General features: G+C 71.5%; 16 protein-coding genes. 8 read left to right on the forward strand and 8 right to left on the reverse strand.

All coding sequences use genetic code 11. The annotated features are described in order from the left end of the window. Positions 1-62 precede the first annotated feature (62 nt). The 4 genes from IG98_RS0119345 (at position 63) to IG98_RS0119360 (ending at position 6,201) form a co-directional block, all read left to right on the forward strand. The gene (locus IG98_RS0119345; protein WP_030913738.1) at positions 63-4,034 is read left to right on the forward strand and encodes a type VII secretion protein EccC; all 3,972 of its coding nucleotides are present in this window, start codon (positions 63-65) and stop codon (positions 4,032-4,034) included. 85 nt (positions 4,035-4,119) lie between these two features. Beyond that, entirely contained in the window at positions 4,120-4,416 is a 297-nt protein-coding gene (locus IG98_RS0119350; protein ID WP_030913740.1) for a hypothetical protein, read from the forward strand. Next, positions 4,416-5,507, forward strand: coding sequence for a transglycosylase SLT domain-containing protein (locus tag IG98_RS0119355; protein ID WP_030913742.1), 1,092 nt, complete (start codon positions 4,416-4,418; stop codon positions 5,505-5,507). The genes IG98_RS0119350 and IG98_RS0119355 overlap by 1 nt, the downstream gene beginning before the upstream one ends. A gap of 52 nt (positions 5,508-5,559) precedes the next feature. Beyond that, entirely contained in the window at positions 5,560-6,201 is a 642-nt protein-coding gene (locus IG98_RS0119360; protein ID WP_030913744.1) for an MBL fold metallo-hydrolase, read from the forward strand. 118 nt (positions 6,202-6,319) lie between these two features. Here IG98_RS0119360 and mnmA read toward each other — a convergent pair whose 3' ends face one another. Beyond that, positions 6,320-7,390 carry a tRNA 2-thiouridine(34) synthase MnmA gene (mnmA, locus tag IG98_RS0119365; RefSeq protein ID WP_030913746.1) on the reverse strand — a complete coding sequence of 357 codons (1,071 nt, stop codon included), beginning with the start codon at positions 7,388-7,390 and terminating at the stop codon, positions 6,320-6,322. Between the two features lie 59 nt (positions 7,391-7,449). On the opposite strand from mnmA, the gene IG98_RS0119370 reads away from it, so the two are divergent. Continuing rightward, positions 7,450-8,496, forward strand: coding sequence for a DUF695 domain-containing protein (locus tag IG98_RS0119370; RefSeq protein ID WP_030913748.1), 1,047 nt, complete (start codon positions 7,450-7,452; stop codon positions 8,494-8,496). A 142-nt stretch (positions 8,497-8,638) separates the two neighbouring features. On the opposite strand, the gene IG98_RS0119375 is transcribed toward IG98_RS0119370, so the two are convergent. After that, positions 8,639-9,802, reverse strand: a complete 1,164-nt coding sequence (locus IG98_RS0119375; protein ID WP_084195492.1) for a cysteine desulfurase family protein — start codon at positions 9,800-9,802, stop codon at positions 8,639-8,641. Positions 9,803-9,914: 112 nt separating this feature from the next. On the opposite strand from IG98_RS0119375, the gene IG98_RS0119380 reads away from it, so the two are divergent. Together IG98_RS0119380 and IG98_RS0119385 are read left to right on the forward strand one after the other, a co-directional pair. Beyond that, positions 9,915-10,421 carry a TetR/AcrR family transcriptional regulator gene (locus IG98_RS0119380; protein ID WP_030913751.1) on the forward strand — a complete coding sequence of 169 codons (507 nt, stop codon included), beginning with the start codon at positions 9,915-9,917 and terminating at the stop codon, positions 10,419-10,421. A 179-nt stretch (positions 10,422-10,600) separates the two neighbouring features. After that, a complete protein-coding gene (locus IG98_RS0119385) occupies positions 10,601-11,794 on the forward strand; it encodes an MFS transporter (RefSeq protein ID WP_030913753.1) in 1,194 nt (397 codons plus the stop codon). An 87-nt stretch (positions 11,795-11,881) separates the two neighbouring features. Here IG98_RS0119385 and IG98_RS0119390 read toward each other — a convergent pair whose 3' ends face one another. From IG98_RS0119390 to IG98_RS0119400, 3 genes are all read right to left on the reverse strand, one after another. Further along, on the reverse strand, positions 11,882-12,835 hold the full coding sequence (locus IG98_RS0119390) for an electron transfer flavoprotein subunit alpha/FixB family protein (protein WP_030913755.1): 954 nt from the start codon (positions 12,833-12,835) through the stop codon (positions 11,882-11,884). Between the two features lie 18 nt (positions 12,836-12,853). Then, positions 12,854-13,633 (reverse strand): electron transfer flavoprotein subunit beta/FixA family protein, encoded by a 780-nt coding sequence (locus tag IG98_RS0119395; RefSeq protein ID WP_030913759.1) that lies wholly within the window; start codon positions 13,631-13,633, stop codon positions 12,854-12,856. A gap of 347 nt (positions 13,634-13,980) precedes the next feature. After that, on the reverse strand, positions 13,981-15,219 hold the full coding sequence (locus IG98_RS0119400) for a serine/threonine-protein kinase (RefSeq protein ID WP_030913762.1): 1,239 nt from the start codon (positions 15,217-15,219) through the stop codon (positions 13,981-13,983). A gap of 225 nt (positions 15,220-15,444) precedes the next feature. On the opposite strand from IG98_RS0119400, the gene IG98_RS0119405 reads away from it, so the two are divergent. Beyond that, positions 15,445-16,146, forward strand: coding sequence for a hemerythrin domain-containing protein (locus IG98_RS0119405; protein ID WP_051752453.1), 702 nt, complete (start codon positions 15,445-15,447; stop codon positions 16,144-16,146). On the opposite strand, the gene IG98_RS0119410 is transcribed toward IG98_RS0119405, so the two are convergent. Genes IG98_RS0119410 through IG98_RS47055 form a run of 3 tightly spaced genes read right to left on the reverse strand, consistent with a single transcriptional unit; the run spans position 16,131 to position 23,723 of the window. Further along, the gene (locus IG98_RS0119410; RefSeq protein ID WP_030913766.1) at positions 16,131-19,556 is read right to left on the reverse strand and encodes an ATP-binding protein; all 3,426 of its coding nucleotides are present in this window, start codon (positions 19,554-19,556) and stop codon (positions 16,131-16,133) included. The genes IG98_RS0119405 and IG98_RS0119410 overlap by 16 nt on opposite strands. Positions 19,557-19,599: 43 nt before the next feature. Continuing rightward, positions 19,600-21,555: a serine/threonine-protein kinase gene (locus IG98_RS0119415; protein WP_030913768.1), complete on the reverse strand. Its 1,956-nt coding sequence runs from the start codon at positions 21,553-21,555 to the stop codon at positions 19,600-19,602. Next, on the reverse strand, positions 21,555-23,723 hold the full coding sequence (locus IG98_RS47055; protein ID WP_169750148.1) for a serine/threonine-protein kinase: 2,169 nt from the start codon (positions 23,721-23,723) through the stop codon (positions 21,555-21,557). Before IG98_RS47055 ends, IG98_RS0119415 begins: the two co-directional genes overlap by 1 nt. Positions 23,724-23,770 lie beyond the last annotated feature (47 nt).

Here is a 23,770-nt window from a genome sequence, read left to right on the forward strand (position 1 = left end):
GGAGCCGTAGCTGAACATCCGTGGCCGACGACCCGTCGAACCGCCAGAAGGGTGATCCCAGGGTGAGCATCGTCGTCATACGACGTCCTGAACGCCGTCCCCCGCCCAAGCCGCCTCGGGGCGAGATCCTGCTTGAGTCTCCACCGGAGATTCCCGAGGTCGAGTCGCAGGGGTTCACCGCGATCCTCACCTACCTGCCGATGCTGGCCGGCGGCGCCGCGATGGGCCTGATGTTCACCGCCGGCGGCAACTCCAACCCGATCATGTACGTGGCGAGCGGCCTGTTCGCCGTCTCCATGGTGGGCATGTCGCTGGGGCAGATGGGCCGCCAGTCCGGGGAGCGCAGGCAGCGGCTGAACGGCCTGCGTCGCGACTACTTCCGCTACCTCGCCCAGATCCGCAAAAGGGTCCGGCGGGCCGCCGCCCAACAGCGGGAGGCCCTTGAATGGGGTGCCCCCGCCCCCGACTCCCTGTGGTGGATCGCCATGGGTCCGCGCCTGTGGGAACGGCGCCCCAACGACGACGACTTCGGCACCGTGCGACTGGGCACGGGCGTGCAGAAACTCGCCCTCAAGCTCATCCCTCCCGATTCCAAGCCGGTGGAGGATCTGGACGCGCTGTCCTCCGGTGCGCTGCGACGGTTCGTCCGGGCGCACTCGACCGTCTCCCGGCTGCCGGTCGCGGTGGCTCTGCACTCCTTCGCCCGGATCAGGCTGACCGGCGACCCTGCGGCCGTACGCGAGATCACTCGCGCGATGATCGCTCAGATCGCCGTGTTCCACTCCCCCGACGACATGCGGATCATGGTGTGCGCGGGCGAGGGGTGGATGTCGCAGTGGGACTGGGTCAAGTGGCTGCCCCACGCGCTGCACCCCGAGGAGAGCGACGCCGCGGGCCCGGTCCGGCTCATGACAGGCGACCTCGGCGAGCTCGACAAGCTGGTCGGCGACGAGCTGAGGGAGCGGGCCCGGTTCAGCCCGGGTGCCTCCTCCGCCGCCCTGCCGTACCACGTGCTGATCATCGACGGTGGCCACGTGCCACCCGACTCCCAGCTGGGCGGTGACACCATCCAGGGGGTCACTGTGATCGACCTGTCCGGCTCGACGGCACCGATCGAGGAGAAGAACACCCTGCGGCTGGACGTCCAGCCCGAGGGCTTCTTCATGGTCAAGATCGACCACGCGGGCAAGGAGCAGACGACCCGCCTCGGCGATCCCGACCGGATGGACTTCCTCAGGTCCGAGGGACTGGCCCGGCAGCTCGCGCCGCTGCGCGCCTCGACCGCCAAGGGCGGGGAGACACAGGACGTGCTCTCGGTGAACACCTCGCTGACCGACCTGCTCGGTGTCGGCGACCCGTCCCGCCTCGACCCGGCGGTGACCTGGCGCCCCAGGGCCGGTCGCAACCGGCTACGGGTGCCGATCGGCCTCGGCTCCGACGGGCGGGTGGTCGAACTCGACATCAAGGAGTCCGCGCAGGGCGGGATGGGACCGCACGGGCTGGTCATCGGCGCCACCGGCTCGGGCAAGAGCGAGCTGCTGCGCACCCTGGTGCTCGGGCTGGCGATCACCCACTCGTCGGAGATCCTGAACTTCGTCCTGGTCGATTTCAAGGGCGGCGCCACCTTCCTCGGCCTCGACACCCTCTCCCACGTCTCGGCGGTCATCACCAACCTCGAAGACGAGCTCCCCCTCGTCGACCGCATGTACGACGCCCTGCACGGCGAGATGGTCCGCCGCCAGGAGCTGCTGCGCGCGGCCGGCAACTACGCCTCGCTCCGCGACTACGAGCGGGCCCGCGAGCAGGGCACCGACCTGGCGCCGATGCCCACGCTGTTCGTCGTCATCGACGAGTTCAGCGAGCTGCTCTCGGCCAAGTCCGAGTTCATCGAGCTGTTCGTGATGATCGGGCGGCTCGGCCGCTCTCTTGGCGTGCACCTGCTGCTGGCCTCACAGCGGCTGGAGGAGGGGCGGCTGCGCGGCCTGGACACTCACCTGTCCTACCGGGTGGGCCTGCGCACGTTCTCGGCGATGGAGAGCCGGGTCGTACTGGGCGTCGCCGACGCCTACGAGCTGCCGTCCGCCCCGGGTAACGCCTACCTCAAGTTCGAGACCACCGGAATGACCCGCTTCAAGGCCGCCTACGTGTCCGGTCCCTACCAGGCGGACCCGCGCCACACGGTGACACCGGACGGACGGGGAGCGATCCAGCAGGTGACGCAGTACGGCCCGGCATTCGTCCCGATCCCCGTCGTGGAGGAGCCGGCGGCGGACGAACGCGTGCAGAACGACCTGAGCAGCCTGCTGGACATCGTGGTCGGCCGGCTGAACGGCCAGGGTCCACCCGCCCACCGCATCTGGCTGCCTCCGCTGAGTGCCCCCCCGACCGTCGGCCATCTGCTCCCGCCGCTGTCGATCACGCCGGAACACGGCCTCACCACGGCCGGATGGGTGGGCCGGGGCCGGTTGCACGCCGTGGTGGGCATCATCGACAAACCGTTCGAGCAGCGCAGTGACCCGTTCTGGATGGACCTGGCGGGTGCGACCGGTCACGTCGGCGTCGCGGGCGGAACCCAGAGCGGCAAGAGCACGGTGCTCCGCACACTGATCACCAGCATGGCGCTCACCCACACGCCCCGCGAGGTGCAGTTCTACTGCCTGGACTTCGGCGGCGGCGCACTCGCCTCGCTGGAGGGGCTGCCCCACGTCGGCGGGATCGCCAGCCGCCTCGACGGTGACCGGGTCCGCCGTACGGTCGCCGAGATCGCCGTCCTCCTGCAGCAACGAGAGCGCGACTTCGCCGAACAGGGCATCGAATCGATCACCACCTACCGGCAGCGACTCGCCGACGGGACGATCGAGGGTGACGGCTGGGGAGACGTCTTCCTCGTGGTCGACGGCTGGCTGACCGTCCGGCAGGAGTTCGAGACGATCGAACCCGTGATCACCGACCTGGCCGCGCGCGGTCTCGGCTACGGCATCCACGTCGTGGCCGCGACCAACAAGTGGTCGGAGTTCCGCCCGGGCATCCGCGACCTGTTCGGCACCCGGGTGGAGCTCAAGCTCGGCGACGCCTACGAGTCCGAGGTCAACCGGAAGTCGTCACTGGCCGTTCCGGAGGGCGTACCGGGACGCGGGCTCACCAAGGAGGGCCTGCACTTTTTGTCCGCGCTCCCCCGAATCGACGGCGTCCGGAACGCCGAGGACCTGTCCACCGGGGTACGCGCGCTCGTCTCGGCCGTCAAGAACGCCTGGCAGGGCCCCTCCGCCAAGCCCGTGCGGCTGCTGCCGTCGATACTGCCCGCCGGGACGCTGCCCGACATCACGCGGACCGGCCCTGGCCGGATCCCGATCGGCATCGACGAGGCCACCCTCTCGCCCGTCATGCTCGACTTCGAGACGGACCCGCACTTCATCGTGGTGGGCGACACCGAGAGCGGGAAGTCCAACCTGCTACGGCTCGTCACCGAGGGCCTGGTCGCCCGGCGCACCCCGCAGGAGGCCATGATGATCGTTATCGACTACCGGCGGTCGCTGCTGGACTCCGCCGCCACCGAGCACCGCATCGGCTACGCCGCCTCCGGCGTGGCCGCCCTCGAACTGATCAACGACGCCCGTGCCGCGCTGCTCAAACGGCTGCCGCCGGCGAATCTCACCCCCGACCAGCTCCGGGCCAGGGACTGGTGGCAGGGCTGCGACCTCTACATCGTCGTCGACGACTACGACCTCGTCGCGACCTCGTCGAACCCGCTGCAGCCGCTGGTGGAGCTGCTGCCGCAGGCCCGCGACATCGGACTGCACCTGGTCATGTCACGCGCGATGGGCGGCGTCGGCCGGGCGATGTTCGACCCGGTCATCCAACGGGTCAAGGACATGGCCAGCCCCGCGGTCATCCTCTCCGGCAACAAGGACGAGGGTTCCCTATTCGGCAACGTGCGCCCCCATCCGCTTCCGGTGGGCCGGGGATACCACGTCGACAGGAAGTCCGGCGCCCGCCTCATCCAGACCGCGCTCTTCCCGCCCCCGGAGGTGTAGGTCACGCCGACCCCTTCCGCAAACCCGCCTCCGCTATGCTCGATCATGATCGGCTCGGGGGCGGTGCCGAGGAAGGGGCGGTCACATGGACGGTATCGATCTTCACTTTCAGGCGCTCGAACGGTGCCGTACGAAGGTGGGGAAGCTGGCCAACCGGGTTCGTGACGAGCTCAGCGATGATCACCCCGCCCCGCCGTCCGACACCTCCGACTACGGAAAACTCAACGGCTCCGCCGCGCTCGCCGGTCTCGTCGACACCCTGGAGAAGTTGATCCACGAGGAGCTCCAGCAGGTCAGGGAGAAGCTCGGCGGCGTCGAACACGCCCTGGAGACGGTGCAGGACAACGTCCGCGGGGCGGACGACGCCAGCGGAGGGCGGTAGTGGCCGCCCCGGACGATGTCGCAGCGGCTCTCGGCAGGCTGCCCGGCGGCGGTGATCTCGCCGCTCTCCGGGAAAAGGTCAGCGGCGCCCCGGCGGTGATCCGCACGGTCATGACCCGCTGGCAGGGGACGGCGAGCGGGGCGAACGAGCTCATGGGCAACCTGAAGACCGCGGTGCTCGACGTGGACAACGCCTGGCAGGGTGCCTCCGCGGACGCCTTCTGTGACTACATGCGGACGTACGAAAAGGCCGGCGACGGATTCCACGGCGCGCTGAACGGCTGCGCGGTCTCCATCGGAGAGGTCGCCACGAAACTGACGGACGCGAGCGCGAAGGTCGACGGCATCTGCGCCACCCTCCTCAGCCGGGTGGAGACCCACCGCAGGAACAACCCCGACACCGAGGAGAAGGACCTCAGCAAGACCTTCGGGCCATGGGTCACGACGGCCGTCTCCGACGCCCGCGAGGCGATCAAACCCGCTGAGGAGGCCGTGGGCAAGGCCATAACCACCCTGGAGACACACGCGAAGGACAAGCTTGCCCACTTCGCCCTCATCAGGTCACCGGGCAGTGACTCCTCCATACCCACCTCCGGCTGGCAACGGACCCCCGGCTATCGGCCGCAGACCGAAAGCGGCGGTCCCGGCGGCTCCGGCTCGGAGACCGGGCACGGCTCGGGCGGATACGGCGGCGCCCCCTCTGGCGGCGGGACCCCCAAGCCGAAGGAGGAGGTCGTGAAGTGGATCAAGGAGGCGCTCACCATCCTGCGGGACCACGGCGTGGCCGTGAACCCGGACGACCAGGCGACCATCGACAAGATCTGGACGGTCATCTTCCACGAGTCGGGCGGCAACCCGCAGGCGATCAACAACTGGGATTCCAACGCCGCCGCGGGCATCCCGTCCAAGGGACTCATGCAGACGATCGACCCCACGTTCCAGACTCACAAGCAGCCCGGCTACAACGACATCTGGAACCCGGTGCACAACATCATGGCCGGTGTCCGCTACACCATCAGCCGCTACGGCTCCCTGGACGGTCATCCCGGCATCGCCTCCCTCAGCGGTGGCGGCGGCTACAAACCGTACTGACAACCGCCGCCGGTGGCCCGGTGAAGATCGGCGTGCCCCTTAGGGTGAGGGAATGAGACTCACGAAATTCGGGCACGCCTGTGTTCACCTGGAGAAGAACGGTTCCACGCTCGTGATCGACCCGGGCTCCTTCAGTGAGGAGTCCGCGCTCGACGGGGTCCAGACCGTGCTCATCACCCACGAGCACTTCGACCACGTGGACGCCGACCGGCTGCGCCGGGCGGCCGAGGCCAACCCCTCCCTGGAGATCTGGACCAACGAGGGCGTGGCCGCCACGCTGACCGACGTCCCTGCGAAGATCCAGGTGGTACGGCACGGCGACGCCTTCGACACGGCCGGCTTCGGGGTAAAGGTCGTCGGCGAGTGGCACGCCCCCAACCACCCGGACCAGCCGATCGTGCGTAATGTCGGTTTCCTGGTGGACGAGGAGGTCTTCTACCCGGGGGACGCGTTCACCCCGCCGGGCGTCGAGGTGCCCACGCTCCTGGTGCCGACCAACGCGCCGTGGATGAAGGCGTCGGAGATGGTGGAGTACCTGCGCCAGGTCCGTCCGGCCCGCGCCTTCTCCACCCACGACGGCCTGCTCAACGACATCGGGCTCGGCCTGGTCGACAGGTGGCTGGAGATGGAGTCGGAGAAGCAGCGGGCCGAGATGCGCCGCCTCAAGCCCGGCGAGTCGGTCACCCTGCCCTGACCCGGACCGATCTAGGGCATGTCCCGGCATGGGGACACCCGGCGCCGACCCGTCCAACGCCCGCCCGTATCGGAAGGTGACCGGCACGGACGCGGGACGAACGCCACTGGAGTGCGGCTCAGGAGGCCGAGGCGATGGTGGCCGAGCCGATCACGGTGTCACCGAGGTAGAGCACCGCGGCCTGGCCCGCCGCCACACCGGTGGCCGGGGCGTCGAGCGTGATGTGCACCTCCCCGCCGGAGAGACGGGCCCGGCAGCCGTACACCTCGCCGTGCGCGCGGAGCTGGACCGTGCAGGCCAGCGGCTCGCGCGGCTCGCCGGTCGGGCCGTTCCAGACCGGGCGCTCCGCGACGATCTCCGAGACCGCCAGGGACGAGCGCGGACCGATCGTGACCGTGTTGGAGACCGGCTCGATGGACAGCACGTAGCGCGGGCGGCCGTCGGGGGCCGGCCGGTCGATGCGCAACCCCTTGCGCTGGCCGACCGTGAAGCCGTAGGCGCCCTCGTGGCCGCCCACGACCTCGCCGGACTCGTCGACGATCGGACCCGGCGCCGTGCCGAGTCGGTCGGCGAGGAAGCCCCTGGTGTCGCCGTCGGCGATGAAGCAGATGTCGTGGCTGTCGGGTTTGTCGGCCACCATCAGCCCGCGTCGCGCGGCCTCCTCGCGGACCTGGGCCTTGGTGGAGTCGCCCAGCGGGAAGATCGCGTGACCGAGCTGCTCCCTGGTGAGCACGCCCAGCACGTACGACTGGTCCTTGCCCGCGTCGGGGCTGCGGCTCAGCACGCCGTCGGTGACCCGCGCGTGGTGCCCGGTGGCCACCGCGTCGAAGCCCAGCGCGAGGGCGCGGTCGAGCACCGCCTCGAACTTGATCTTCTCGTTGCAGCGCAGGCACGGGTTGGGCGTGCGGCCGGCGGCGTACTCGCTGACGAAGTCCTCGACCACGTCGCGGTGGAACCGCTCGGCCATGTCCCAGACGTAGAAGGGAATGCCGATCACGTCGGCGGCCCTGCGGGCGTCTCGCGAGTCCTCGACCGTGCAGCACCCGCGGGCGCCGGTCCGATAGGACTGGGGGTTGGCGGAGAGGGCGAGGTGGACACCGGTGACGTCATGGCCCGCCTCGGCGATGCGGGCGGCCGCCACGGCGGAGTCGACGCCGCCGGACATGGCGGCAAGCACACGAAGACTCATAACCCCTTGAGCGTACCCGCGTTGGCGGGCGCCCCGTCGGGCTGGGAGAATCCGGGGTCATGCGACTGTTCGGGCGGAAGAACGAGCCCGCCGCCGACCCTGCCGGCGGTATCGACGAGTTCTGGGCGTGGTGGGCGGAGGCGAGACCGGAACTGGACGCGATGGTCGCCGCCGGCGAGGCCGAGCGGCTGGCCGAGTGGATCGGGCCCGCGGTGCTGGTCATCCACCCGTCGCTGGTGTGGGAGATCGCCCCCGGCCTGGACGCCGACCAGGCCCTCGTGGTCACCTCGGCCGGCGACCCCGAGCTGCGCCCCATCGCGCACCGCTGGGCCGCCGCCGCGCCGCCCGCCGACGGCCTGTGGGAGTTCCACCCGTCCCGGCGGGCCAACCCGCACGCGATGGACCTGACGCTCGACGTGGGCGGCTACGAGTTCGCGCTCGACAAGCTCGTGCTCGGCCTGCGCGCCCCGCACGGCAACCCCCGGGTCGACGTGGTCGCCTACCATCCGATCTTCACCATCCTGGACGACGAGACGCGCACCGAGGCGGCGCTGCTCGCCCTCGACTGGCTGCTCGGCGAGGACGACGTGGCCCGCTGGGTGGGTGACATCTCCGCCGCGGCCTTCGAGCCGATCGACGCGGTGCCCGCCGTGCACCTGCCGAGCGTGGTCTCCGATCTGGCCTCCGGCTACCGGGACGAGCAGTGGGCGCTGCTGGAGGGTGAGACCGCCACCGGCGCCCGCCTGATCGCCACCGCCCGATACCCGCTCCGCCCGGTCGACCACCCGCTGTTCGACCAGCACATCGCCATCACGCTGCCGTACGCGCACCACGACGCCGAAGGGCTGCCCACCGGCCCCTCGCTGGAGGCGCTGCGCGACTTCGAGGAGCGTCTCGCCGGACGGATCAGCAGGCTGAACGGCCAGGCCCTGCTCGCCGCGCACATGAGCGCCGAGGGGCAGCGGGTGCTGCACGTCTACGCCGACCCGGTGAGCGAGACGGCCATCCACGCCAAGGAGCTCATCGTGAGCTGGGAGGAGGGGCGGCCCCGGGTCGACGTGGTCGGCGACCCCGGCTGGGTCGCCATCTCGCCCTTCCTGACCTAGGAACCGTTCGTTGATTCTCGGTGTCCGTCGTTGAGAGTCACCGTTTCACCGGTGCGTGCCCGGCACGGATGCCGGGTCCTACCGCTCCTCGGCGGGCGTTCAGGTCACCGCGCCGTACGGGGTCGCTTCAGGGGCGTACGGATCAGCTCAGACCCGCGCGGCGGGCGCGCTCGACGGCGAGGCCGATGATCTCGGCCAGCCGGTCCACCTCGGCCTCGGTCGAGGTGTGGCCGAGGGAGAAGCGCAGCGAGCCGCGCGCCCGGAACCCGTCGGCGCCCATCGCGAGCAGGACGTGGGAGGGCTGGGCGACCCCTGCCGAGCAGGCCGAGCCCGTAGAGCACTCCACCCCCTTGGCGTCCAGCAGCATGAGCAGCGCGTCACCCTCGCAACCGGGGAAAGAGAAGTGGGCGTTGCCCGGAAGGCGGTTCACCGGGTCCCCGTTGAGGATCACATCGGGCACTGCCTCACGAACCCGGCGGATCAGGTCGTCGCGGAGTGCGGCCAGCCGGGTCGAGGTCTCGGCCTGCCGAGCCACCGCGGTCCGCACGGCCGTGGCGAAACCGGCGATGGCGGGGGCGTCGAGCGTGCCGGAGCGGACGTCCCGCTCCTGACCGCCACCGTGCAGCACCGGCACCGGGTCGACACCCCGGGCGAGCAGCAGCGCGCCGACGCCCATCGGGCCGCCGACCTTGTGACCGGAGAGCGTCAGCGCGTCGATCCCCGAGTCTGCGAAGACCACCGGGATCTGACCGACCGCCTGGACCGCGTCGGTGTGGAAGGGGACGCCGTACTCGCGGGCCACCTCGGCGAGCGCGTGAACGGGCTGGACGGTGCCGACCTCGTTGTTGGCCCACATGACGCTGGCCAGCGCGACGCTGCCCGGGTCGCGCTCGATGGCCTCGCGCAGGGTCTGCGGATGCACCCGGCCGAACTCGTCGACGTCGAGCAGCTCGACGGTCGCCCCCTGGTGATCGCCCAGCCAGTGCGCGGGGTCCAGGGCGGCGTGGTGCTCGACGGCACTGATCAGGATCCTGTCCGCCCCCCCGGCGCGACGGGCCCAGTACAGGCCCTTGATGGCCAGGTTGTCGGCCTCGGTGCCGCCCGCGGTGAAGACGACCTCGCTGGGACGGGCGCCGAGCGCGGCGGCGATGGTCTCCCGCGACTCCTCCACGACCTGGCGGGTACGACGGCCGGCCGCGTGCAGGGAGGACGCGTTGCCGACCTGGCCCAGTTGGGCGGTCATCGCCTCGATCGCCTCGGGAAGCATCGGCGTGGTCGCCGCGTGATCGAGATAGGCGGACTTCACGGCCGCATCCCCTCCCCCACATCGCTGTCAACCTTCCAAGGGTATCTGTGCCCGCGAAGGGCCTTATCCCCGGAGTTGACCACTAAACCGTCCAGACGGTACAGTAACGGCCATGAGACGGGGCGAGCTGTTGGACGCGGCAGAGGATCTGCTCAGCGACCAGGGCTCCCAGGCGCTCACCCTGGCGGCGGTCGCCGAGCACGCCGGATGCAGCAAAGGCGGCCTGCTCTACCATTTCAGCACCAAGGAAGCCCTGATCAAGGGCATGGTCGAGCGGCTGATCGAGGAGTTCGACGAACTCATCGCCGCCCAGGGCCACGACACCTACACCAAGAACTACCTGGCGGCCACGTTCGCCGCCGTACGGAGCGGCAGGCTGCGGCGCTGGGCCGTGGTGACCGGAGCCTCCGGCAATCTCTATCTTCTGGCACCGCTGCGGGTGGCGATGGCCCGGTGGCATCGCGAGGGGCTCGACAGCGAGCCCGACCCGGAGGCGGCGCAGATCGTGCGCCTCGCCTGCGAGGGACTGTGGGACGTGGCGAGCCACGACCCCGATCTCTATGACGACGAGCACTACGAGCGTCTGAAACGGCGTCTGCTGGCCATGCTGCCCGCCTGACCCTGACACCTTTTCCTTTGGTTCTCCTGGTTCCCCTCACTCGCCCGCGCGCCTGATCGCGGGCCCGGCCAGGGAAAACCCATCACACAGATTGGTGGTCGCTTCCGCACGCGCGAAAGCGACCGTCCTTGGTGTGCCCGTTCACCGGTTTGTCAAAACATTTATTGAAGGGATTGAGCATGACCCGCGACCTGAGAACGGCTCGAACCGGGGCGGTTCTCACATTCGTGCTGGCCGGTCTGATGTGTGGATCGATGACCGTGCGCATTCCGGCGCTCTCCGACAAGCTCGGCCTGTCCGAGGCGTCGGTCGGCGTCATCCTCCTCGTATGGGGGCTGGGAGCGCTCATCACCATGCAGTCGATGCGCGCCGTGATGGCGCGCTTCGGCAGCCGGAGCATCCTCCGGGTCGCAGCCCCCCTCACCGCGGCCACCCTGGCCCTGCTGGCGGTGGCGCCGTCCTTCCCCCTGGCCGTGGCCGCGAGCGGCCTGTTCGGCATGGCGTTCGGCGCGGTGGACGTCGCGATGAACGCGCAGGGGTCGGTGGTCGAGCGCGCCTACGGTCGCCCGCTGATGAACGGCATGCACGCCGGCTGGTGCGCCGGAGCGATCAGTGCGGGCCTGCTGGGCACCGCGGCGATCGCGGCGGGACTCTCGATCACCGCCCACCTGGTGCTGGTCGCCCTGCTCACGCTCCCCGCGACGGTCCTGATCAGCCGCACCTACCTGCCCGACCCGACGGCGGCAACCGGCGCCGCCCCCGCCGCGCCCCGCCGGCGGATGCCTCCGATGATCTACCTGCTCGGCGTGATCGCCTTCTGCGCGTTCATGGTGGAGGGCACGGTCGCCGACTGGAACGGCCTGTACCTGCGAAACGCGCTGGGCGCCCCGGAGGCGGTGGCCGCCCTGGGTTACCCGATCTTCGAGGCGGGCATGCTGGCCGGGCGCCTGGCCGGTGACCGGGTCCGGGCCCGCTTCGGCGCCCGCGGCATGATGGTCGCCTCGGGCCTGGCCACCGCCGTGACCTTCGGCGTGGTCATCACGGCCCCCAGCGCGCCGGTCGCCCTCGCGGCCATGCTGTTCGTGGGCGTCGCCGTGGCGACGGTCTCGCCGATGGCCATGTCCCTGGCCGGCGAGGCGACCGGCACTCCCGGACCCGCCATCGCCCAGACCGGCGCGATGGGCTACGCGGGACTGCTGCTGGGCCCGGTGATCATCGGTTTCCTCTCCGATCTGGCCACGCTCAGGGTGGGCCTCGGCATCGCCGTGCTGCTCGGTGTCCTGATCGCCGTGGTCGCGCGCTTCCTGCCCCGCCACCGCGCGGCGGCGGTGCCCGCGGAGACCGCCAGGCGGGAGCTCTCGATGGCGGCCTGACCCGGGAAGGCGAGACGGCACCGCACATGTCGTGCGGTGCCGTCCCACGTTCGCGTCACCCCGCGCGTACGCCGTTCCCCTGCCGGGTCACTTGCGCTTGGTGACCTCCTGGGTCAGCTGCGGGACCACCTCGTGCAGGTCGCCCACGACGCCGAAGTCGGCGAGCTCGAAGATCGGCGCCTCGGGGTCCTTGTTGATCGCGACGATCGTCTTGGCGGTCTGCATGCCGGCCCGGTGCTGGATGGCACCGGAGATGCCCGCCGCGATGTAGAGCTGCGGCGAGACGGTCTTGCCGGTCTGGCCGACCTGGAACTGGTGCGGGTACCAGCCGGCGTCGGTGGCGGCGCGGGACGCGCCGACGGCCGCGCCGAGCGAGTCGGCCAGCTCCTCGATGATCGAGAACTTGTCGGCCGAGCCGACACCCCGGCCACCGGAGACCACGATCGCGGCCTCGGTGAGCTCCGGGCGCGCGCCCTTCTCCTGCTTGACCCGCTCCACGATCCTGGCGCTCTTGGCGGCCTCGGACACGGTGAAGGAGACCTGCTCCTCGGTCCCCGCACCCGCGGCGGCCTCGACCGGCGTCGAGTTGGGGCGGACCGCGATGATCGGGGTGCCCTTGGTCACGCGCGAACTGACGTTGACGCCGCCGCCGAAGATGGACTGGGCGGCGACCAGGCCGTCCTCGATGCCCACGACGTCGGTCAGCACACCAGAGTCGATCTTGATAGCGAGGCGGCCGGCGATCTCCTTGGCCTCGGCGGTCGCGGCCACGAGCACCGCGCTCGGCGACTTCTCGGCCACGAGGTGGGCGAGCAGCTCGGCCTTGGGTGCGACGACGTAGTCGCTGACCTCGGCGGAGTCGGCCACATAGATCTTCTCCGCGCCGTACTCGGCCAGTTTGGCCGCGGCCTCGGGCGAGTAGCCCGCGCCGGTCCAGACCGCCGACGGAGCGCCCAGCTTCCTGGCGAGGGTCAGCAGTTCAAGGGTGACCTTTTTGACCTGGCCCTCGACGTGCTCGACCAGAACGAGAATCTCAGACATCTCCAGCTACCCCCGTTCTCAGACGAACTTCTTCGACGCGAGGAAGTCGGCGGCCTTCACGCCACCGTCGCCCTCGTCCTTGACCACCGTGCCCGCCGCGCGCGGCGGAGCGGCCGCGAAGTCGACGACCTCGCTCCAGGAGCCGACCAGACCCACCTGGGAGGCGTCGATCTCGGCCTCGGCGACGCCGAGCTTCTCGACCGGCTTCTTCTTGGCGGCCATGATGCCCTTGAAAGACGGGTAGCGCGGCTCGTTGATCTTCTCCACCACGGAGACGACGGCGGGCAGCGAGGCCTCGACCCTGTCGTAGCCGTAGTCGGTGACGCGCTGGATGGAGATGGCGTCCTTGTCGATCTGGACCTGATTGGCGAAGGTGAGCTGCGGCACGCCGAGGCGCTCGGCCAGCATGGCGGCGAGGACCCCGGTACGGGCGTCCGTCGACTCCGAGCCAAGTACGACCAGATCGAAGCTGATCTTCTTGAGAGCCTGCGCCAGGGCGTGCGAGGTGCCCAGCGCGTCCGAGCCGTGCAACGCGTCGTCCACCAGGTGGACAGCCTTGTCCGCCCCCATGGCCAGGGCCTTGCGGATGGTGTCGCTCGCCTTGTCGGGACCCATGGTGAGAACGGTCACCTCACCGCCATGAGCCTCCTTCAGACGCAGCGCCTCCTCGACCGCGTATTCGCACAGCTCGTTGATGACGCCGTCGGCGGCGTCGCGATCGAGCGTCTTGTCATCGGACCTCAGCTTGCGCTCGGTCGCCGTGTCGGGGACCTGCTTCACGCAGACGACGATGTTCATGGCTGGTGGCCGACCTCCCGTGGTCGCTTACGCCACCGCGTCACTGCGGTTGGCGCCGGATACTCGGTGCGTACACGCGGGGCACGTGCACACTGTGCCAAGACTGCCAGGTGCCCGAGAGCGGTGTGGCAGCGGGTGGCTCGGTTGGGACACGCCCGTCCCTACCTCGAGCCTATGTTACTTTCCAGTAGCTTAGCCGCAAATCGCCAGGCCGGACGGCCGGCGACCGAGGCCCCAGAGCCCCCAGGGGCCCCGAACCACCATACCGAACTATATTCCGGTACCTGTGCGCGGACCCCCTACTCCGGAAACGTACCCCCAGAACCGGTCTGAGGAGCTCCGCGCGCTCAGCTGGCCACCAGGATCCCTACCAGGACGAAGACGACGGTGCCCAGCGCGAGTGCCAGGGTGATCGTGCTGAAGAACGCGCCGAGGGCCGCCCACAACGCGACGGCCCCGGCTCCCGCGGACAGATCGAGGATCGTGCGCCCCCGGTCCCTGCGGGCGAACAGGGCGATGCCCGCGTCGACGAGCATCACCGAGCCGTACCCGGTCAGCAGCAGCAGCGCCACCTCGGGCAGCGGTTCCCTGGCGGTCGCGGCCATCAGCGAGACGAGCAGGCCGGTGCCGACGACCCAGCGGCGGTGCAGCACGACTCTGCGACGCTCGCGGGCCTCCTCCAGCGTGGGCCTGCCCTGCCGCGGGCGGGGGCGGTCGCCCGGCCGCCACTCCCGGGTGGTGAGGCCGTGCATCCCGCTCTCCAGCACCGCGCGGGGCCGCGGCGGACCCACCACGGGGGCCGCACCCAGCCGTACCGGCAGCGTGCCCGCGTCAGGCCGGGCGGCGGGGTCGCGCAGCAGGCACTCCCGCAGCAGCGGCTCCAGCCAGCCGGGAACACCTTCGAGGTCGGGAGGGTGGTGGACGACGCGATAGCCGATCGCCGACGCCGGGCCCGTGCCGTAGGGGTGCCGTGCCGTGGACGCGTACGCCAGCGTCGCCCCGAAGGCGAAGACGTCGGCCTCGCTACCGGACCCGGTGCCCTCCAGCACCTCGGGCGCCAGGTAGCCGGGCGTGCCGAGCACCGCTCCAGAGGCCGTGACCGAGGGCGAGTCGAGCGCGCAGGCGATGCCGAAGTCGATGACGACCGGCTCGCCGTCGGTCAGGATCACGTTCGCGGGTTTGAGGTCGCGGTGCACCACCCCCGCGGCGTGCACGGCCGCCATGGCCTCGGCCAGACCGCGCGCCAGCCGTACGAGATCGTCGCCCACGACCGGCCCGTCCGCGCCGACCACCTCGCTGAGCGGGCGCCCCTGCACGTAGCGGGTGACCAGGTAGGGGCGTGCCCCGTCAAGGGAGGCGTCCAAAACCTCGGCGACGTGCGGGCCCCGGACCAACCGCATGGTCTCCACCTCGCGGGCCAGCCTGGTCAGTGCCGTCGCATCGGCCGCGACATGGGGATGCAGGATCTTGACCGCCACCGTACGCCCCTCTGGGTCCAGCGCCAGGTGGACCTCGCCGAAGCCTCCGGCCCCCAGTCTCGACAGCAGGCGGTAGGGGCCAAGACGTTCACCGTCCGGCGCAACCATGCGACTCCTTCCGGCGGGTCTCCTCCATCGTGCCGCAGCGAGGGCGATCCCGCATCGGCTGGATGTCAGGAGACACCCATCGACGGACACGGGATGCAAACTAGAGGTTTCCCATCGACCACATCCGGTAACCGGGCTTGGGGCCGGCTTGGGGCCGATCTCCAAGGATCGCCCAAGAAAGCGGGGCCAACCTGTCGTCACCATCCCCGGGTGAGGAGAACCTCGATGACGAACACACACCGCCCCGACGTCCCCCAGCTCAGGCTCCCCGGCCAGGCGGCGGCCGCCGACGGCCCGCTGGACCTGACGAACATGTACCTGGCCCACCACGGCTTCCGCCGCGACCTCGGCCGACTGCTCACCGCCGTGCGCGAGGTGCGGCTCGACGACCACAAACGCGTCGGCGCCTTGGCCAAGCACCTCGGCTGGGTACTGCTGGTGCTGCACCACCACCACACGACCGAGGACACACTCACCTGGCCCCGGCTGAGGCAGCGGGCACCGGAGGCCGCCGCGACGATCGACGCGCTGGAGGCCGAACACCGGGAGGCCGACCGGTGGGTCGGGGAGGCCCAGAACGCCTCCACCGCGTTCGAGCACCACCCGACCGAGGAGGGCCGCACCAGGCTGGCCGGGGCGCTCCACTCGCTGGCCGACACGCTGGACACCCACCTGGCCCATGAGGAGACCGAAGGCATCCCTCTGATGATGATCCACATCACACCGGAGGAGGCCGCCCAGGAGCACCGGAGCATCCGTGGGCAGTACGGCCTGCGCGGCATGACGAAGCTGGTCGCATGGGTCACCTTCGATCTGCCTCCCGAAGCCGGGGAGCACCTGCGCAGGTTCGCCCCGAAGGATCTGCTGCTGCTCAGCAGGCTGGTCGGCCCCCGCTACCGGCGGCGCATGGCCTACCTGTGGGGCTGAGCCCGCGCCACGAGGAGATCGAGCTCCGCGGCGCGGCCGACGTCGCCGGGGGCGCCACGGGTGCGCCTGATCCCCGCCAGGTCGGAGGCGATGGCACCGACCAGCTCGTGGGCGTCCATCGCGACGGACACCGCCAGCGCGCGCTCGCCGTGCCCCACCGCGGCGTCGAGATCGCCCAGCGCCCGCGCGAGCAGGCACAGCGACCGGCTGAGCGGCCACTGGATCATGCAGAGACCGCCCATCGACATCCGGTCCGCGTACGGCAGCACCTGCTCGTACAGCTCCGCGCACGCCCTCGCGTCGCCGAGCCGCGACCACACCTCGGCGCGTGAGCCGAGCTGCTGCAGGAACAGGAAGCTGTCGGTGACCGGAGGCAGCCGCTCCCAGGGGCCGACCAGCTCCCGCGCCCTGTCGATCCTGCCCACCGCGACCAGCAGCACCGCGTGGGCGTCCCTGACGACGTCGTCGAGGGGCCCGGTCCAGGCGTCCAGTGCCTCCAGCATCTCCTCGCCGAGTGCTCCCCCGCCGATACGGGCCAGCGCGAGCTGTAGGGCGCCCCCGGCGATGCTCACCTCCGCACCCCACATCGAGGTGGCCCTGTGCGCGGCCGAGGTCTCCTCGAACAGGGCTTCGGCGGCGGTGATGTCACCGGAGAGCACCACGGTGCCGAACCTGAGCCAGCCCAGTACGACCCGGACGTATGGCACGCGCAGCCGCTCGGCCAGGACCGTCGCCTCCTCAAGCACCTTCCTCGCCCTGCCGATCGCGGTGATCTCGAACAGCGCGGCGCTCAGGCAGGTCAGCCCGATCGTGAGCAGTTCCTCGTCGTCCTCGCCGCGACCGATGCCGACCATCTCCTCGGCGGCCGCGATCCGCTGGTGTACGCCGTCCGCGGCCTGAAGAGCGAAGTAACGCGTGTAGAGCGCCCAGCCGAGCAGCAGCGGATCGCCCTCCTCGCGTGCCAGTTCCACCGCCTCCTCACTCAGCCGGTCGCGCTCGGCGAGCGTGCTCCCCGGCAGGTAGGTACTGTCCAGCGCCAGGCAGGCCAGCACCCGCACGCGGGAGCGCCGGTCGAGCCCGGGGTCGGCCGCCAGCTCGGACAGCTCGGCGATCAGCTCGACGTCGTAGTGCCCGTGCTCCTCCCACGGGCGAAGAATCCGCCCTCCGTACCCGGTGGCCGCTGCGACCCGGCGTCCCAGGTCACCCGCCTCGCGGGCCAGCCGCCGGGCGTCGTTCAGCGCGTCGCGCTGCCCCCGCGCGTCACCGGCCCCGATCCTGGCGTCCGCCAGCGCGAACAACAGGTCCATCCGGTCGGCCGGGGTGATCTCGGGGTCTCCCTCCGCCACCGTGACGGCCCTGCCAAGCAGCTCTGCCGCGGCGTCGTAGGCCCGCAGCCCCATCGCCTCGCGGGCGGCCCGCCAGGCGGAACGCCAGGCCCTCGGGGCGTGCCCGGCGGGCACGGCGAACAGCCAGTGGTGCGCGGCGGCTGCCAGCCGCTCGGACGCCGAACCGCCCTTCCTGCCATCGAGCACCCCGGCGATCCCGGCGTGCAGGCGTGCCCTGCGCAGCGGGGGAACGGCGTCGGCCAGTGCCTCCTGCACCAGGGCGTGCACGAACTTGAAGCGTCCCGGCCGCCCCTCCGCGATGAGCGCACCGGCCAGCGCGGGCTCCAGCCGGTCGAGCGTCTCATCGAGCGTCAGACCCATGACCTCCGCGACGAGCGCGGCCTCGAACTCGCGCCCGCTCACCGCGGCGACCCGGAGCGACTCGGCGGTCGGGCCCGGCATCCTTCCCACCCGGCCCATGACGACGTCGCGCACTCCCAGCGGCAACGCGCCCAGTGGATCCGCTCCGGGGGACATGTGGCGAACGAGTTCGGTGACGAAGAACGGGTTGCCGCCGGTGCGGTCGTGGAGCGAGCGCAGGACCTCCGCCGGCGTGCCCTCGGGGGTGAGCCCGCCCAGCTCCTCCGCGGTCAGCCCGGAGAGCGGCAGCCGTACGGTGTGCCTGCGGGACAGCGCCTCGAAGGCGTCGGCGAGCGCACCCGAGGGCGGCGAGTGGACCCGCGCGGTGCCCGCGATCGCCAGCGCCCCGTCGGTGAAGGTCTCGGCGAGGTAGCCGAGCAGCCGCAGCGAGGACGGGTCGGCCCAGTGCAGGTCGTCCAGGACCACGAGGACGGGCTGGACCGCCGCGGCGGCGGCCAGCACCCGCGCGGCGGCCTGGTAGGTACGGAAGCGCGAACCCTCCGGGTCCGTCGGCGTCGCCGAACCGATGCCGGGCAGGTTGTCCCTGACGTCCTCCGCCTGTGTGGGGAGCGTCCCGGTCAACTGCTCCAGAACGGTAACCCAGGGCCAGAACGCGGGCGCCCCCTCGGTCGCCGCGCACCGTCCCACCGCGACGGTGAATCCCCGCGCCTGGGCTCCGCTCACCATCTCCTCGGCCAGCCGGGTCTTCCCGATGCCCGGCTCCCCGGTGATCAGCACGAATCCGGGCTCGCCCCCGGCGACCTGGTCGAGGACCCCCCGCACCGCGGCGAGCTCGGCCCCACGTCCGACCGGCCTCCGCCGCACCGCGCCGAGTTCCCGGGGCCGCGCCTCGCGAGGGCCGGTGGCCACGGTCACGGGGGCCGTGCCGCCCTGGACTCCGGGAACCCCCGGTTGCAGGCTCGGCGCCTGGGCGAGGATGTCACGCTCCAGGGTGCGCAGCTCGTTGCCGGGGTCGATACCCAGCTCCTCTGCGAGGACCCGGCGCGCGGTGCGCAGGGTGTCGAGGGCCTCACCCTGGCGCCCGCTCCGGTAGAGCGCCAGTGCCCGCAGCCCCCACAGCCGCTCGCGCAACGGGTGCTCGCGCGTCATGGCCTCCAGGTCGCCCAGCACCTCGGTGTGGCGGGCCTGCTCGATGACGGCGGCCACCCGCAACTCGTGGGCGCGCTCCCGGGCCTCGACCAGCCGCGCCTGGGCGGCCATGACGTACTCCTGCCCGTCGAGGTCGGCGTAGGGGTCGCCCCACCACAGCTCCAGCGCGCAGGTCGCGACCCGCTCCACCTCGGCGGGCACCTTCGCCCTGCCCGCCTCCTCGACGAGGCGGAGGAAGCGCACGGCGTCGACGTGCCCCGGATCGATCCGCAGTGCGTAGCCGACCGGGCCGAGCGTGAGCAGCCTGCTCGGGGCCCGGGGTGCCCGTTTCGGCTCCAGCGCCCTGCGCAGGCTGGAGACGTAGGCGTGCAGTGAGGCCGTCGCCTCGGCGGGGGCGTTGCGGCCCCAGATCCGCTCGGTCAGGACCGCCGGGCTGACCGGCCGCCCCTCGGCGAGCACCAGGATCGCGAGCAGCATCCGAGGCTTGAGCGGCCCCACCTTGTGGGGCCGCCCGTCGCGTACGATCTCGACCGGCCCGAGCACCCGGATCTCCACGGGTCCGCCTTCACCGGCGATTCCGCCTCCGCCAGCGATATCGTCACTTCCAGAACGTCAGGAAGCCGAGACCGAGGCTGGTCATCAGGTCGTCGAGGAGGCCACCGATGAGATCGAGCACGCCCATCGCGCCCTCGTTCGCCGACTGCCGCCACTGCGCCGTGAGGCTGTCGACCACATCGGTCGGCTGCTGCCACGGGGTGAAGGAGGGGACCACGCTCAGCGCGGCCATCACCGCGAAGAACGCCAGCGTGCCCAGGATGATCGTGGTCACCATGCCCGCGCCAGGACTCCGGATGATCCCGCTCAGCGCGCGGGCGACGGCCTTGCGCGGCTTGCCGCCGCCCGGAAGGACGAACAGCCCGGCCGCGAAGGCGCCGGCCGCGTAGGCGGCCGCGTGGTTCTTGTTCATGTCACCGGCGTAGACCAGGAACCCCCACACGCACATGCCGAACATGGCGGAGAGCATTGAGGTGATCAGCGTCCCGAACGTGGCCCTGATCAGTGCCCACGGGGTGCCGAGCAGCGCGAGCAGGGGGTCGGTGGCGCTGCTGCCCCTGATGGAGCGGCGCTGGACCAGGTCCCCGAACAGGTACTCCCCCACCCGCAGGCAGAGTGCGGCGGCCAGCGCGAACACGCTCACCACCACCGGCAGCATGCAGGCCGCCGCCACCAGGATCGTCAGCAGCAGGAACGCGGCCAGCGGGTGGCTGGCGCGGTAGCGCTCCTGCGGCGGGGTTCTGGGCGCGGGTGCGGGCCGCTCCTGCGTCGGGGTGTGCGGCCGTGCCTGGACCGGCGGCGGGTAGTGCCTCGACGGGCCGGTAGGCGGCGGCGCCGGGTATCCGGCCACCCGCTGGTCGGGGTAGGGCGGCGGTGCCGCGCCCCTGGCATGCGTCGGGGGCGTCGCGGGGACGTAGGGCGGCGGCTGGGGGGCCGGGACGTACGGCGGCGGGGCGGTCCCCGTGCCGGACGCCTGGCCGGACTCCTGCCTCGGCCTGCGCTCGCGCCGCTCCGGCTTGGCGTACTCGACCGGCGGGAGCAGGTCGGCGTAGCCGTCGTCCTGCGGCAGGACACGGGTGCCGCTCGGCGGGGGCGGCGGGCTCTGGCCGTCCAGGATCCTGGTGCCGTCGGTGTTGAGGATCTTCGTCCCGCCGTCGAGGACGGCGGTGGGCGGTGTCTCGTGGAAGGTCGTCACCGTCGGGTCGAGGGCGCGGGCCATCCGGTGCAGCTCCGTCGCGGACGGCCGGGCGGCGGGGTCGACGGCCAGTGCCCGCCTGAGCCAGGCTCGCAGCCATTCGGGGGCCTTGTCGACGTTCGCCCGGCCCTCCATGATGTTGAAGCAGACGACCTCGAAGCTACCCGTGCCGAACGGCGGCTGACCGGTCGCGCCGAAGAAGACCGTCGAGGCCAGCGCGTGCACGTCGGCCGCCTGGGTGATCTCGGAGTCACGGATGATCTCCGGGGCGAGGTAGCCGGGGGTGCCGACGAACATGCCGGTCTGGGTCAGCCTGGTCGCGTTGACCAGGTGCGCGATGCCGAAGTCGATGACCAGCGGGTCACCGTTGACGATCATCACGTTGGACGGCTTGAAGTCGCGGTGGATGACGTCGGCGGCGTGGATGGCCACCAGTGCCGCGCACATGCCCTGCGCCAGCCGGATGACCTGGTCGGCGGGGAGCGGGCCGTCCTGCAGGACGGTCTCCTCCAGCGTGCGCCCGGGGGCGAACCGGGTCACGATGTAGGGCTGTCTGGCCGTCAGTTCGGCGTCGAGCACCTCGGCGACGTGTGGGCTGCGCACCCGCCGCATGGTCTCCACCTCGCGGGTGAGCCGGTCACGGGCCTTGAGGTCGGCCGCCACGTGCGGGTGCAGGACCTTGACGGCCACCTCGCGCCCGTCCTCGTCGACCCCGAGGTGGACGACGCCCATACCGCCCTCGCCGATCTTTCTGAGCAGCCGGTACGGGCCCAGCCTCTCGGGCGCCCGCGTGTCCCCCGTCATCACGCCGCCTTCTTTCGTAGGTCGCTCAGTTCGTCCACCACCGTTCCGACGTCGACCGGCGTCCACACCGCCGGCCGTGCCCTGTCTCCCACGGTGCCGATCGCCAGGAAGACCATCAGCGCCGCCACCGCGCCCAGCGCCATGGCGGCGATCATGGCTGCGCCGCGTGACGGCAGCAGTGATGCCAGCGTACGTCGCATCTGGCGGCGGGGGCCCTCCACACCGGGTCCGGCGCAGACGGTCCAGAGCGCGACGGCCGCGCCCCAGCTCAGCGTGTTGGTGATGGGCATGCTCCCGACCAGCACGGCGAGCAGGAGCGTCACCGGCAGGCCGAGGATCAGCGCGTACGGCACCAGGGCGACGGTGATGCCGATCGACTTCAGGAGCGCGGCCGGCTGGCCGAGCACCCGGAAGACGTCGGTAGCCGCCTCACCGGCGGCCCTGCGGGCGTTCAGGGCCGGCTGGGCGATGTCGGCGGCGCGAAGCAGGATCGCCACCGGGATGGCCACCGCGGCGACGATCAGCGGGGCGATGACCGCCGCGATCGTCATGATGACCAGCATCAGCACGCTCACCACCCCGTACGCCCTGGAACGCTGCAAGGCGTGCCCCGGTCGCTGCCCGGGGTGGAGCGGCGACGGCGCGGGATGCTGCTGGACCTGCTGGGGGTACTGCTGGGCCTGCGTGGGGGGCTGCGGGTGCGAGTAGGGGTAGGGCGGGGGTGCGGGAGTGCGGACGTGCGGGGTCTGCTGCTGATCGAACGGGGCCTGCCGCTGCGGGTAGGGCTGCGGGGCGCCCGCCTGCGGCGCCCGGCCCTGCTGACCCTGGTAGCCACCCTGCTGGCCCTGCTGGCCCGGCTGGTTGGTGTACTGACGGATGTATTCCTGCAGGTCCTGAGGGCGGACCCGCTGGGTGGGAATGTCTCCGTCGGAGACCGGCGCGCCGAAGCCCCGGTCGTCGACCCTCGCCCCCGGCTGGTCCCGGACGGCGGGGACGGGCGGGGAGCCCTGGACCGCGCCGGGGGTGCGGGTGGGCACGTCCTCCGGAGCGAGCATGCCGGTGGGCAGGTCGTGCACGGACTGCTGGGCCGCCGCCTGGCGCAGTTCCTCGGGGGTCACCCGGCGGGTCGGCCACGGGTCGGCCTGTTCCTCGCCGAGCAACGAGACGTACTCGTGGGGCTGGGCCACGGGGGTGGGAGGCCAGGGGGTCGGCGGGACCGCCGGGCGGGACGCCACCGGGGTCGGCACGTCGCCGGGGTCGCCGCGGAAACCAGGGGTGCCGCGGAAACCGGGGTCGGGGGCACCGCGAAAGCCGGGAGCGGGGTCGTCGAACTCCGCGACCGTGGTGATCTCGTCCGGCACCCGGGACCGGCGGGTGTCCGGCAGCAGACGCCCCACCTGCGCCGCCAGGTCGGCGGCCGAAGGTCGCCTGGCCGGGTCGCGCTGAAGCGCGGCCCGCAGCACCGGCTGGAGCTCACGCGGGACGGCCTCGACGTTCGCCTTGCCCGCGGTGATGTTGTAGAAGATCATCTCCAGCGTGCCCTTGCCGAAGGGCGGCTGGCCGGTGGCGGCGAAGACCAGGGTGCCCGCCCAGGCGTGCACGTCGACCTCGGGGCCGGCCTCGTGCCCCTCGATGATCTCGGGGGCGAGGTAGCCGGGCGTGCCGATGAACATGCCGGTCTGGGTGAGCCTGGTCGCGTCGACGGCCTGGGCGATGCCGAAGTCGATGAGGACCGGCTGACCGTCCAGGATGAGGACGTTGCCGGGCTTGAGGTCGCGGTGGATCACGCCGACCGAGTGCACGGCGGCCAGCGCCGACGCCACACCGTGCGCGACCCGCAGCAGCGCGGGCAGCTCCATGGGGCCGTCCTGCTTGATCACCTCGTCCAGCGGCCGACCGGCGACGTATCGCGTCACGATGTAGGGGCGGTGGCCGGTCACGTCGGCGTCGATGACCTCGGCGATGTGCTCGCTGCGCACCCGCCGCATCGTCTCGACCTCACGCGAAAGGCGGCGACGGGCGACGTCGTCGCCCGCCACCTCGGCGCGGAGCACCTTCACCGCGACCTGTCGGCCCTGTGGGTCGACCGCGAGGTGAACCACCCCCATACCGCCCTCGCCGAGCCGCCGCAGCAGCCGGTAAGGACCCAATCGGTCGTCCTGATTCATGGCATGAAGCACCATATCGGCTTAGACCCCGCCCATGAGATGAACCA

The organism is Streptosporangium amethystogenes (assembly GCF_000721075.1).
GTDB classification, from domain to species: domain Bacteria; phylum Actinomycetota; class Actinomycetes; order Streptosporangiales; family Streptosporangiaceae; genus Streptosporangium; species Streptosporangium amethystogenes.